The 12,737-nt window shown below is 51.5% G+C and carries 10 protein-coding genes; 3 read left to right on the plus strand and 7 right to left on the minus strand.

The window, feature by feature from the left end:
- Positions 1 to 206 precede the first annotated feature (206 nt).
- Both DB48_RS05115 and DB48_RS05120 read left to right on the plus strand, forming a co-directional pair.
- Positions 207 to 2,645: a TonB-dependent receptor gene (locus tag DB48_RS05115; protein WP_041509230.1), complete on the plus strand. Its 2,439-nt coding sequence runs from the start codon at positions 207 to 209 to the stop codon at positions 2,643 to 2,645.
- A 211-nt stretch (positions 2,646 to 2,856) separates the two neighbouring features.
- A complete protein-coding gene (locus DB48_RS05120; RefSeq protein ID WP_041509231.1) occupies positions 2,857 to 4,197 on the plus strand; it encodes a M20 metallopeptidase family protein in 1,341 nt (446 codons plus the stop codon).
- Positions 4,198 to 4,261: 64 nt separating this feature from the next.
- Here DB48_RS05120 and DB48_RS05125 read toward each other — a convergent pair whose 3' ends face one another.
- Positions 4,262 to 5,068, minus strand: a complete 807-nt coding sequence (locus DB48_RS05125; protein ID WP_041509232.1) for a molybdate ABC transporter substrate-binding protein — start codon at positions 5,066 to 5,068, stop codon at positions 4,262 to 4,264.
- Between the two features lie 390 nt (positions 5,069 to 5,458).
- Here DB48_RS05125 and DB48_RS05130 point away from each other — a divergent pair, with 390 nt between their 5' ends.
- Positions 5,459 to 6,046, plus strand: coding sequence for a hypothetical protein (locus DB48_RS05130; RefSeq protein ID WP_041509233.1), 588 nt, complete (start codon positions 5,459 to 5,461; stop codon positions 6,044 to 6,046).
- A 263-nt stretch (positions 6,047 to 6,309) separates the two neighbouring features.
- On the opposite strand, the gene DB48_RS20495 is transcribed toward DB48_RS05130, so the two are convergent.
- From DB48_RS20495 to DB48_RS05150, 6 genes are all read right to left on the minus strand, one after another.
- The gene (locus tag DB48_RS20495) at positions 6,310 to 6,441 is read right to left on the minus strand and encodes a hypothetical protein (RefSeq protein WP_268747951.1); all 132 of its coding nucleotides are present in this window, start codon (positions 6,439 to 6,441) and stop codon (positions 6,310 to 6,312) included.
- A 142-nt stretch (positions 6,442 to 6,583) separates the two neighbouring features.
- Positions 6,584 to 7,417, minus strand: coding sequence for a substrate-binding periplasmic protein (locus DB48_RS05135; RefSeq protein ID WP_041509535.1), 834 nt, complete (start codon positions 7,415 to 7,417; stop codon positions 6,584 to 6,586).
- A 165-nt stretch (positions 7,418 to 7,582) separates the two neighbouring features.
- A complete protein-coding gene (locus DB48_RS20370; protein WP_082035583.1) occupies positions 7,583 to 7,834 on the minus strand; it encodes a hypothetical protein in 252 nt (83 codons plus the stop codon).
- A gap of 148 nt (positions 7,835 to 7,982) precedes the next feature.
- Positions 7,983 to 9,617, minus strand: a complete 1,635-nt coding sequence (locus DB48_RS05140) for a methyl-accepting chemotaxis protein (protein WP_041509234.1) — start codon at positions 9,615 to 9,617, stop codon at positions 7,983 to 7,985.
- A 163-nt stretch (positions 9,618 to 9,780) separates the two neighbouring features.
- On the minus strand, positions 9,781 to 10,908 hold the full coding sequence (locus DB48_RS05145) for a hypothetical protein (RefSeq protein WP_041509235.1): 1,128 nt from the start codon (positions 10,906 to 10,908) through the stop codon (positions 9,781 to 9,783).
- Between the two features lie 249 nt (positions 10,909 to 11,157).
- Positions 11,158 to 12,471 (minus strand): MFS transporter, encoded by a 1,314-nt coding sequence (locus tag DB48_RS05150; RefSeq protein WP_041509236.1) that lies wholly within the window; start codon positions 12,469 to 12,471, stop codon positions 11,158 to 11,160.
- Between the last annotated feature and the right edge of the window lie 266 nt (positions 12,472 to 12,737).

Below are 12,737 nucleotides of genomic sequence, written 5' to 3' on the forward strand. Positions count from 1 at the left end.
TCTGGGCTGCTTTTTTATCCCCTAAATTTAGTTATGCCATCGAAAAGCCTGCACTTAAATTGCATTTACAATGTAAAAAAATCCAGTTAAATCCTTTATAAACAATTACAAAGGCTGCGTAATTGTATCCGCCTGACTTTATTATATTGAAATGATATTGATAATCGTTATCATCTGCGTGCAGTTCTAATGGGGATTATTAACAGATGAAACAGATGCGCTTATCAGCAGTCGCGCTAGGGTGTGCCGTGTCCTTGTCGGTATCGGCACAACAAGACAATACCAGTATCGAGCAACAAGCTTCGCCGGACGTCGAACGCATTACCGTATATGGCCGGCAGAACCGAGTCGTGATGAACTCAGGTCTGGCGACTAAATCCGATATGTCACTCATGGAAACACCCGCGGCTGTGGTGGTTGTGGATGAAGAGTTAATCACCACACAAGGGGCGACAGAGCTACAAGCACTGCTGCGCAACATCAGTGGTGTGACCCAGGCGGGTAACAACTATGGTATCGGCGATAATATCGTGATCCGTGGTTTGGGGGCGAACTACACCTATGATGGCATGTATGGTGGCGCCGGACTGGGGAACACCTTCAACCCGACCCGCTCACTGACAAATGTCGAGTCGGTCGAGGTATTAAAGGGCCCTGCAACCGGGCTGTATGGCATGGGCAGTGCGGGCGGCGTGATAAATCTTATCGAGAAGAAGCCGCAGTTTAATGCCAGCCACCAATTCAGTGCAGAAGTCGGTCAGTGGGATAGCTATTCCTTGGGCATAGACAGCACTGCGGCTATGACAGACAAGCTGGCCTATCATTTAGTGGCCAAGCATGCCAGAAGCGATGGTTATCGCGACATAGGCACCGACAGGGACGAGGCTTATGCTTCATTGAAATATCTGCTCAGCGATGATCAGGACATCATGTTCAGCGCGGCCTATATCAAAGATGCGATAGCGGTGGATTCTATCGGGCACCCCATTCGCATCTATAACGCGGCCTCGGTAGGCGGAAAACCCGCAGAAGAGGTGAGCTGGCAAGATCTGGTCAACGACCCATCTAATGCGGGATTACAGCTCACTGAAGCCCAACGTCAACAGCTGGCCGACTCCCTCGCTACTGGCGATGGACTGACGCCCTACGCCTTCGGTGAGGCGGGGATCATCTCCCCGATGGCGAAAGACAATGAGGGCGAGGAGCTAAGGTTTAAGCTGACCCACAACATCTTCTTCGCCGATAATCTGTTCCTTAATCAGCAGTTGCAGTATCGCGACTATCAGTCCGGTTTTGCCCGCCAGACCGGGGCGTATAACTATGTGTACTGGAACCGCCGCGGGACTATCAATGCCGATCCTCGCGCGCCATTAGTTGTCGATGATGTGCTTTATCCCTTTGCCGCCCGTCGTCAGGAATATCGTCAGGTTGAGGCCGATGAGACATCCTGGCAGTACTTTGCCGATCTGCGTTATGACTTTTCCTTTGCCGGTATTGATAATGAGCTGTTAGTTAACGCCAATTTTGAAGATCGAAACATCCGCTTCAAACAATACTCCATCTATGATGCGGATAAGGTGATCAAGAATAAAGCGGGTGAGGTGATCTACCAGGGGCAGCTGCCTTACATTTTTGACATCCGCTCACCCAATTGGGCCCAGGGGACGTTTGAAGATTACGATCCGCTGATGACCAGTAACTATGACAAGAAGGTGCAGGCATGGGGGTTAGGGCTGCAACACGTGGGTTACTTTGATTTCGGTATTACGACGCGTGTGGGCATCGCATTCAACGATATTTCCCAACGCTATGAGCATTATGGTGTCGATGCGCGTTACAGTGCCAGCCGTGCAGAACCGACGCCTGAAGCCGATACCTCAGACGATGGGGTGACCTACAACTTAGGCGTCACCTATATGCCGACCGAAAACCTGTCGTTCTTCATTAATCACTCCAAAGGACGCACCGCATATAGCATATTGGGTAGCCTACAGGGGGATGGCACGGATCGAGAAGACTCTGAGTCTATCAGCAATGACCTTGGCGTGCGCTTTAAGGCATTTGATGATCAGATGCTGGCTTCAATCGTCCTGTTTGAGAGTTCGCGTACCAATCTGCAATACAATAACAAGGATTACGAAGCCGGGGTCTCAGGCCCAGATGTGCCGCAATACTTCTATGATGGCAGTGAAGAGACCAAGGGGGTTGAACTCGACTTAAATGCACATCTCAGCGATCGCTGGTCGATTAACCTCAATGGTGTCTACCAGGATGCCAGGGACAAACAAGATCCCAATAGTAGTAGTTTCGATAGTCGCCAGAAAGGGGTTCCCTATGTGACGGCAAGCACTTGGGTCACCTATGGTGCCGACTGGTTTAATTTGCCCAATGCGCTCAATATCAGCCTGGGGGCAAAATATGTCGATGATCGCAGCACACATTCCTCATCATTTGGTATCCCAGATGGCTACGTGCCTAGCTATACAGTGATGGATGCGGCGGTGAGTTATCAGGCCGACAATTGGCAGGTACAGCTAAATGTCAACAACCTGCTGGATGAGCAATACTATGAAAAAGCCATGTTCCTCGGTGGCATGCCGGGCGCCGAGCGCAATGCCAAGTTGAGTCTAAGTTACCGCCTATAGCGCTTTTCTATCATTTTGCGCCCTTATCCAATAAAAAACGCAGCCAAGGCTGCGTTTTTTATTGGATAAGGGCAAATGGCAAGGGAGGGCAACGCGCTCCTTCTACTCACTGCTGGTGTATGGGGGCGGTAATAAGAGCTGGATTGGTTTCGTCGCTAAGAGTCGCTATGCTGGAGGTCTTGTGGAAAAAATTTAGGCAATGGAGTCAAGCATGTTACGCCAATTCATTCATCAATCCTGTTTGCTGGGCGCCCTGGTAGCCCTTAGCACTAGCCAGAGCCTCTGGGCCCAGAGTGAGGGGCTGTCGCAGTCGGTTAAGCAAGCCATGCCAGCGCTCTCCAGCCTCTATCTGGATCTGCATCAACACCCGGAGCTCTCCTATCATGAGAAGCGCAGCGGCGAGAGGATGGCGGCCGAGTTCGAGGCCCTGGGCATAGAGGTGACTCAGGACTTTGGCGGCCATGGTGTGGTGGGGATCTACCGTAACGGCGAGGGGCCGACTGTGATGATCCGTGCCGATACCGATGCCCTGCCGATAGTCGAGGAGACGGGCAAAGACTATGCCTCTAAGGTCACCACCATAAACGCCCAGGGCAATTCGGTGGGGGTGATGCACGCCTGCGGCCACGATGTGCATATGACCAACCTGGTTGGCACGGCGCAGCAGCTGATCAAGCAAAAAGACCAATGGCAGGGCACCTTGATGTTGGTGGCTCAGCCAGCCGAGGAGGTGGGCGGTGGCGCCAAGGCCATGCTGAAGCAGGGGCTGTTTAGCCAGTTCCCGACCCCAGATCATATCCTTGGCCTACATGTCAGCGCCTCTGTGCCGGCCGGTAAGGTGGCGATAGCGCCGGGTTATGCCCTGGCGAACGTGGATTCTGTGGATATCAGGGTTAAGGGACGCGGCGGCCATGGCGCCTATCCTCATACCACGGTTGATCCTGTGGTGCTCACGGCGCGCATCGTACTGGCCCTGCAGACCATTGTCAGCCGGGAAGTCTCGCCACTGGCGCCCAATGTGATCACCGTGGGCTCCATTCACGGTGGCTCGAAACATAACATCATAGGCAACGAGGTGAAGCTACAACTCACGCTACGCTCCTATGACCCTAAGGTGCGAGAGCAGCAGATCGCCGCCATTAAGCGCCTCACTCAGGGGATCGCCATCAGCGCGGGCTTGACCGAGGCCGAATGGCCAGAGGTGTATGTGCATCAGGAGGAGAGTATTCCTTCGACCTACAACGACCCTGGGCAAACCGCTAGGGTCAGGGCGAGTATCGCCAAGCAGCTGGGGGAGGACAATGTCTGGGAGGCATCGCCTGTGATGGCGGGCGAAGATTTTGGTCTGTATGGGCTAACGCCGGCCAAAAGGCCTATCACCCTGTTCTGGTTGGGCGCCGTGCCTGTGGCCGACTATGACGCCAGTCAGGCATCGGGCGCGAGTCTCCCCTCGCTGCACTCCAGCAAGTTTGCACCGGATCACCCTGTTACCATAGAGACGGGTGTTCAGGCGATGAGCCGGGCGGCGCTCGATCTTTTCAATCACGAGTGATTCAATTGCTATTGCTGTGACGCATAATCAAGGGGCTGGTGGTCATCAGCCCCTTGGCATTTAGTTAAGGCAGTGTCGGTGTATCGAAGCCGTAGCTGGCCAGAATCTTCTGTCCTTGAGGCGACAAGATGAACAGCGCCAGTTCGGCGGCGTGTGGCTGCGCATCCTGAATTACGGTCAGACCGTAGTTTGCGCCGACACTCAGGTTATCCGGTAGCTGGACTATCTTCAGGGACTTAACTTCCTTCTGCGCCAACACGGCGTTGGTGCAGTAGGTGAGGAAGATATCCGCTTGCTTGTTCTCCATCACCCAGCCATAGGGGTTGCGGCCTTTTGGCGGCTTGGCGCTGTCTGGGCCTCCCGTGAGCTGCAGCGCCTTGGTCTCGAGCTGCTGCTGGGCGCCTGGCGATAGGTGTTCGGCGCGCTCGAAGACCTTAAAGGCATAGTCGCCGGCAGGGTCGGCCTTTGGCGTAGAGGTACCAAGGCGTATCTTGCTGTTTAGCATCTGGGTGAGCAGGGTGTCGCTGGTGAGCGCCACTTCCGGCTGTGCCAGTGCGCAGAGCTTGTTGCGGGCAAACATCACCACATCGCCGCTGCGAGATGCCTTACTCAGGGTAGTTGGGTGTTTCATGTTAGCCGAGGCGAACAGATCTACCTTTTCCCCCGCTTCGATACGCGATCTGAGGAGTCCCGAAGGGGCAAACTGAGGCGCAACCTCGCTATGGCTCTTGGCCTGATAGGCACCTATCACCTCTGTCATGGCCGCCTTGAGGCTGCCGGCGGCGCGAAACTCTATGGGCGCCTCGTGGGCGACTACCTGAGTGCTCATTCCTGCGATGAAAAGCGTGCCGAGAAACCACTGATATTTCATGATTAAAAATCCCTGTTCGTCATAGTTGGGCCTATCAGACCCGAGTTTTACTCTCTGAGCAATAGGGGAGTTTGGCAGGGCATTTAACTTGCTACAGGGATCGCTGAATTAAGGCTGTGGCGAGACAAAATGTCGCGCCTTGGCGCTTGTTACCTCTTTGGCGCTAGCCACATCTTGGGGCTTGAGAGCCCAGCGCGGCTATCGCTTTCTCATGTGGGACACGAATCTAGGGTGTGAATAAAATTCGTACAGAGATCGCAAAAATGACTCCCCGTTGTTGCTTTGTCTAAGGTGGGGACTATATTACGCGGCCTATTAATTTTTTTGCTTTATATTCAGTTAGTTAATATTGCTTTGCGCATTTTGTGCTGGCGTTAAGAGAGAGTTGGTATGTTTACATTTTCGACAAAAAAAACACTTATGGCATTTATCGGGGTAACACTTGTTGCGGGTTGTGCGACGGGTAACACGCCTGAGGCGAAGAAGGCCAACGCGCGCCAGGAGACCCAGGAGGCTCTGGCCAGTATCTATGCGCAGCATCCTGCTGCTAAATCGGCCGTGGCCAATTCGATCGCCCATGTGGTCTGCACAGGCAGTAACAGTTATCTGTTTGCCTTGTCTACGGGTGGTGGAATTTGTGTACTCAGTGAAGGGGGCAGCAACAGCTACTATCGTTTTGCAACCGGCGGCGTAGGTGCGGGCATTGGTTGGAAGCAGATGGCCTTCGTGCAGGCGTTCATGAAACCTGATGCGCTACAAAGGTTTAAGGACTCGGGTTATGAGGGCCAGGCCCAGGCCGAGGCCAGTGCCAAGTACAAGGAAAATGATGAACAGATGTCGGCCAATCAATCTGTGGATCTCGACGGGGTGAAGACTTACCAAGTCAATCTGATGGGGGCGGCAGCTCAGGCAACGGTGCAAGGTTATAAGTACTGGCCAACCGACTTCAGCGAAGATTTCATGCAAAACAGAGAGTAGCCATTGGCGATCCTAGGCAATCCTAAGTCTGCCGATTGCCTAGGGCCTGTTTATCTTTCGCGTTCATTTTTGCAGGGTTCGTCTTGAGCACGTTCAACGCTTTGTTACTCGGCTTTTATATAGAATAACTATACTTCAAGCCTCATGCCGCGATTTGAACGTGCTTAATTAGAACAAAAATTGTTCTCAAAAGGTCAACAGGCCCTAGGGTATCATGGATTCTGTTCAATCCTTAACCATCAAAACAAGCTTTAACATAAGCGTTAATAGATCAGCAGGCCGATCAGCTGGCCGCAGAAAAAGGCGCCAATGACTAATAAGCCCAATAACGACAGCGCGACTATTGGTTTAAGCAGTTCTGGTGTGGCATTCCATGCCTTGATAAGTGCGTTCATACTCATCCCTTAGTTTGTTTGACCTGTCCCTTATGCAGTGACTCTGCTTTGCCTACTGCTGCCATCGCTGCATCCAATAGGATAGTTGCTTTTTGTGACACAATAAAGTCATTTGCGGCGGCGAAGTACGCGCCGAGTCGGCTTAGTGACTGACCTGAGATGGGGCGAAGAAGCTCCCTCTAATCTTTTCTGTTTCACCGCTGGCGCGCATCTTTGCCAGCTCAATGGCCAGCGCATGAGCCTTGCTGTCTGACGCGAGTAGCTGTCGCCTATTATCAATGGACTCAGGCTTTTCGGGGGAGAATTCTGGATTAGGTATCGCTTTAAAGTATCGGCTCTTCCTGGAAAAACCCAGGTACATGTCGCGCATCGGTTCACAGCATTTGGGGTGAAGCTTGAGCTCTGGATGAGGATGGTGTGCCAACTCATACCTTAGTGTTGTCTCGTCATAGCTGAAAAAGTCCCCCTTACCCGTGCTCAACAGCTCAAAGGCCTGAGCGGCATCCATCTCGGGTGGGCGGCGTGTAATGACCCCCTTGGGAATGCCATCGAGATCATAGCCGCCGGGAGAAATGAGCAGCACGTAGGGGGTGCCGACTAGATCATGGAGTGAGCTTATTTCCTCTATTCCCGCGTGGCTGATCCCCGTGTATCTCTCGAACAGACCATTGGCAATGAAGTAAGCATAATGATTACGCTTTTGGGTAAAGCCAAAGCCAGGGTAGAAATCCACCTTGCCTAGCCGCAGCGCCCTGAGTATTCGCTTCTTGGGGGCCCTGTACACCTTGAGTGAGCAGCCAATTCGCTCGCTGGCTAGCTGATAAAGCGCAAGATAGAGCCCCTGATTATCCGGCTCGGCATGTATGTAGGGCAGGCGCTCACTGGTGCGATAGCCCATGATGAGTTCACAGGCGTTGCTATTAACGTTAAACAGTATCAAGGCCAGGGCGGTGAGCATGAGCCTGGTCCGGCTCATAACAAGTGACAGCCATGATGTTAACCCAGGGCTGGCAATCGAGACGTTTTGTGAGCGCTTGGCGAATACCATGGGGTGATCCATTTAAGTTTACGATTCCTTTAGCCACTGCGAATGGTTTTAAACCAAGACTAAATATTTTTACCTTACTTCGCAAACGGTTAGCTATTTCATTATGACTTTGCCACCGATAATCTTAAAAGCGGGTACGCCTCTTATCAAGGTGTCACGGGCAAAGCATTGCTCACAGTTTGGGCAGTGACAGGGCGTATGAGTGTCGTCCTCAACGATGCGCTCCTTGAAGCATTTGACCAGGGCGCCTTTTCCTCCTTTTCGATATTTGAACAGGCGCGTCTTGCATTGGGCGCAGTAAATTTCGACGCTGCGGCTGGGGGCTTTCTTGTTGGGGCGGGCCATGGCTATTCTGTTATTTTTAGTGGTTAAAGTTGAAGCTAATAGAGAGTGAAGTGTCATTGTATTGCAATCTTATCCGTTAAGCGAAACAGAAAGGCCCTGGGGTAAATACCGCAGGGCCAGATAGCTATCATCGCAGCGGGAGGGAACCCTAGGTCGTTTGAAAGTGATCGACCATGGTTTTGAGTTCCAGGGAGAGTTGGCTCAACTCAATACAGGCCTGGGCCGTCTGGCTGGCACCCTGAGCAGCCTCCGCCGAGGAGACATTGATTCGTTCTATGTTTTGGCTGAGGTTTTCGGTCACCGAGTTTTGTTCGCTACAAGCGCTGGCGATCTGAATGTTCATCGCCGCAATCTGTGCTACGGCGACTTCGATTTCGCTTATCTTATCGCCGGCTGCCAGGCTCTGTGACACACAGCGACGAATCATCTCACAACTTTGTTTGGTGGCGCCGCCGGCCTCAACGGCTCTTTGTTGCAGCTGCTCGATAATCTCCACTATCTGACGAGTAGAATCTTGAGTCCTGCCGGCCAAGGTTCTCACCTCGTCGGCAACCACAGCAAAGCCTCTGCCTTGCTCGCCGGCCCGTGCGGCCTCGATGGCGGCATTGAGCGCCAGCAGGTTTGTTTGTTCGGCAATACCGCCAATCACGTCTACGACCATGGAGATACTGGCAGAGTCCTTCTCCAGTTGCGCCACCATTTCACCGGCCTCGTCGATCACAGTGGAGACCCGTTCGATGGCCTGGATATTGTGTTTAACCTCTTGGTTGCCTCGGTCGGCAAAGTCATTGGCGGCGTTGGCCGATGTAGAGGCTTCCTCTGTGTTCATGGCGACCTCATTGACCGTGGCCTGCATCTGCTGCATTGCCGTGGCGACCATGGTAATTTCACTTTGCTGCGCGGCCATGCCTTGAGAAGACTGGGTAGAGATGGCGCTGACCTCTTCGATAGAGGTGCTTAGCTGCTCTACCGCGGCACTGATCTGAGTTACCAAGGCCGTTAAATTGTTTTGCATGCTGATACAGGTATCGGCTAGCTGGCCAAATTCATCTGTGCCTATCTGCTTGCGATCTATGTTGTAGGTCAGATCACCACTGGCAATCGCCTGAGCCATCTGCATCACGGCATGCAGCGGTGCGCGAATCTGCCTACCCAGTAAGAGTGTCATCAATGCCATAAGTACAAATACGGCGGCGATACCTATATAGGTTTTAATGCTGGTGCGACTCACACCTTCTAGGGTGCTGACTCTGTCGGCTTCGGTACGGGTCACATTGATGGCGGTGAGCTGGTTTAGGGCTTCTTGCATCTTGTTGAACTGCTTGTATGAACTGAGCAGGTAAGTGTTTGCCCCGGCTAAATCTTGTTTCAACACTATCTCGTTAAAGCCACTCTGGGCAGCGAGGTAATCGCGCCAATGTGTTCTTGCCAGTATAAACGCCTGACGCTCTGCGTCGGTTTTAATGGCTTTCTCGTAAGAGTCAATCATCCTAGTGACATCTTGGATCATATCGTCTGTCGTTTGCATCCAGCTCTTCATTTCGGGGTCGCCAATACTGGGAAGAAAACTGAATTGATCTCGGCGAATGAAGATAGTGACAAACTTAATCTTCTCGACCAGCAAGACGTTGGGCAGCACCTCATCCGTCAGCGTGAGAATATTGTCACGTGTCTGATTGAGTCCCGAAATTAGCATCATGCTGAGGGCCACGATGGCAACGGCGATACAGCTAAAGGCGAGCGCTATCTTGTGATTAACGGCTAGGTTTTTAAGCTTGAACATGCGCTGATAACCTCATTGATAAATTAAAAAAAGCCTTCGACGGGGCGAAGGCTGGGCCAAAAGGTAGTCGTACAGCGTTAAACGAACTCGGAGCTGACCCTAAAGGTGGTCATCGACTATCGAATGAGGGTGGCGTCCGATAGCCGATTAACCACACTGGCGGTTAGAAATAGTAGGCCATGCTGATGTTGATACGTTTGTCCCAATCATCACCCACTTCGGGTAGACCGACGTGGTCGTTGTTGGCGGTAGAGAAGGTCATGTTTTTACCCATGATAAAGTCGATATGGGTGTAGGTTGGGCCCGCCGATAGCGCGGCGCCTAAGACGTTTTGCATACTGTTGTCGTAGGTCTCATCTTCAACGTCAGGTGTCATCAGACCGAAATCGTTGTAGAATTTGATGCTGCCCCAATCGGTCGGGATGGTCTTAGCGATGTTCAGGTTATAGATCTGCCCCTTTGAAGCTACCTCGTACTGCCAGCTCACCACAGATACGGCAATCTTGTTGTCATCGACGGCATCGGCTGCATCAAACTCATATTGCATCGCCTGCAGTTGAATGTTCCAGCCATCGAATACTGTGTTGAGGTGGGCGGCGACGGCGTAGCGGTCGCCGTTATTGCCCGTCTTGGCGTTGTAGATTTGGCCGGCCTCTAAGGATGCACCCAGCGTGGTGGTGCCGCCCTGGTGTTCGAAGGTATAGGTCTGGCGCAGGTTGATCTGATTGGTCTCTTCGTTGTTGTATTCGGTACCGTTAATGGTGCCTGTGTAGAGATCGGCGGCATAACGCTTGTTCTCGGTTGGGCCGTACTCGGCGCCTTTGTAGAAGGCCATATCGGTATGCCAGCCATTGCGCTCGAAGGTGGCCTTTACGCCGATGTCATAGTCATCTTCGAAGCCCAGGTAGTAGGGCAGGCCGAACCAGTAACTATTTGAAATATAATCTCTGTTACCGAAAGGCACCTGGTTGATACCCATCTGAAGTTGCCACTCTGGGTTGAGATCATAGAAGGCGTAGCCGTACTTGATGTAGTTGGTGCCAGAGGTGAAACGATAGTCTGACTTCAATCCCCAGTTTCCTAGCTTGCCGTCGAATCTTAGCGAGGCCATGTCGAATGAAAAGTCGCCGCCTTTATCCTTAGAACTCTCGCTATAGTCTTTATAGGCATAGTTAACACGCACGGCGCCGTGAATATTAATGCCATCCTCTTCGGCAGCAAAAGTATTGAAACCACTCAGTGCCATGGCACTGGCTAAAATAGAAAGGCAAAATGTTTTTTTATTCATCATCATATTTCCAAATTAATTATTTATCTGTGTTGCTGTGTATTTACTTGTTACTTTTTCTTTATTGATATAGAAATTTATATATATCCTGTTGTTTTCAAAGTGTGTAAAGCCTCCTTACCTGAACTCAGCAAGAGTGGTAATGATTTATAGATAGTTTCATTTCTTGATTAATTAATGTTCTGGTTAGCTATTTATTAATCTATTTATCCTTGTTTTTAATATGGATATTGTTTCGTCATAAAATACCTATTAAAAGTCGGCTGCACTGGTTGTTTCTAGCGCCAGTCCCTTGGTTTCGGGCGCCATAAAGACAGATACCAGCAGACCCAGGAGCGAGATTGCCGCGCCAACCAGCAGGGTGGCCGATATGCCATAGCTCGCCATAAAGAGTGGCAGGCAGTAGGTGGAAACAATGGTGCCTATGCGGCTGAAGGACATCACGGCGCCCACCGCCGAGGCGCGAATCTCTGTCGGAAACAGCTCGTTAGGGTAGAGCCACTGCAGGATCCCCGGGCCGCCAGAGAAGAAGGCATAGATGGCAAACGCCGCCACAATCAGCCAGATGCTGGGGTTGTTGACCACGCCAAGCAATGCCAGTGCCGCTGTCATGATGGCAAAACTGCCGATGAGTAGGGGGCGACGGCCGATGGAATTGAGCCAGTACATGGCCGGAATGCAGCCCGCCATGAAGAAGATACTGATGACAATATTACCCAGGGCCGCATCTTTGCCGTCGGTGAAGCCCAGCAGTTCGATGATCTCGGGGCCAAAGGTATATATGGCGAACATAGGGATCACTTGGCAGGTCCAGATGATGCCGATAAATAGGATGCGTTTCAGATAAACCGGCTCAAATAATTTGCTGTATTTGGTTTGCTCCGCCGTTTCAAAATTCAGGCTGATATCTTTACCGAAAAACTGGTTCATCACCTGTTTGCACTCCTCGGTGCGTCCCTTCTTCAGCAGCCATCTTGGGGATTCCGGCAGATGGAATCGTCCGAGTAGGATGACTAAACAGGGGATGACGGCACTGCCAAACATCCAGCGCCAGCCGTCTTGCACATCGTACAGCAGGTAACCCACCATGTTGGCGGCCGTCGCGCCCACGTACCACATGGCGGCGATGAAGCCCATGGTGAAGGCGCGTTGTTTGGTTGGCGAGAATTCGGCAACCATAGAGGTGGCGATGGGGTAATCGGCGCCGATGACGATGCCGATGAGGAAGCGTAGTATCACCAGTTCTATGGGAGAGGAGACGAACATGGTTGCGAAGGAGAGGACGGCGATGGCGATGATGTCTATCATGAACATCAGCTTGCGTCCGAACAGATCGGCGACATAGCCAAATAGCGCAGTGCCGATAAACAGGCCGACTAAGGTTGCGGCGCCGACGAGACCAATCCACTGGGCGTCCAGTGCTAGGGCGGGGGTTAGCTGTTGTAAGGCTAACCCAATGATGACTAAGACATAACCATCGAGGAATGGACCACCACTTCCCCATAACATTATTTTTTTATGAAGCGGAGTAAACTCCAAATCATCGAAACTCTTCTTTGATTTCATGCTTCTAACCACCGACTTAACTTGTTAATTTAAATCACAACCAATTGGGTTGTGTCAGGCGTTAAAATGTACATAGGTTTAAATTTGTACATATGATCTTTTTTATAATCTGTTGCCTGCGCTGTTATTTTATCTGGTTTACATTTTGTAAACGGTGATGTAACCAAGTTTTCTGTTCAGTTTTAAAGTCTGTTAATTGTTAATTTATAACTTCGTGATCGGTGTAGGGCTTTGGTTATTTTTTATCGCGCACAATAAAATAAATT

The sequence above is a fragment of the Shewanella sp. cp20 genome (genome assembly GCF_000832025.1).
In the GTDB taxonomy this organism is placed as follows: Bacteria; Pseudomonadota; Gammaproteobacteria; order Enterobacterales; family Shewanellaceae; genus Shewanella.

Coding starts and splice junctions, on each gene's coding strand:
- DB48_RS05140 (WP_041509234.1), bottom strand. CDS start 9,617: ATGTTCAAGCTTAAAAACCTAGCCGTTAATCACAAGATAGCGCTCGCC.
- DB48_RS05130 (WP_041509233.1), top strand. CDS start 5,459: ATGTTTACATTTTCGACAAAAAAAACACTTATGGCATTTATCGGGGTA.
- DB48_RS05115 (WP_041509230.1), top strand. CDS start 207: ATGAAACAGATGCGCTTATCAGCAGTCGCGCTAGGGTGTGCCGTGTCC.
- DB48_RS05120 (WP_041509231.1), top strand. CDS start 2,857: ATGTTACGCCAATTCATTCATCAATCCTGTTTGCTGGGCGCCCTGGTA.
- DB48_RS05150 (WP_041509236.1), bottom strand. CDS start 12,471: ATGAAATCAAAGAAGAGTTTCGATGATTTGGAGTTTACTCCGCTTCAT.
- DB48_RS20370 (WP_082035583.1), bottom strand. CDS start 7,834: ATGGCCCGCCCCAACAAGAAAGCCCCCAGCCGCAGCGTCGAAATTTAC.
- DB48_RS20495 (WP_268747951.1), bottom strand. CDS start 6,441: ATGAACGCACTTATCAAGGCATGGAATGCCACACCAGAACTGCTTAAA.
- DB48_RS05135 (WP_041509535.1), bottom strand. CDS start 7,417: ATGAGCCGGACCAGGCTCATGCTCACCGCCCTGGCCTTGATACTGTTT.
- DB48_RS05145 (WP_041509235.1), bottom strand. CDS start 10,908: ATGATGAATAAAAAAACATTTTGCCTTTCTATTTTAGCCAGTGCCATG.
- DB48_RS05125 (WP_041509232.1), bottom strand. CDS start 5,068: ATGAAATATCAGTGGTTTCTCGGCACGCTTTTCATCGCAGGAATGAGC.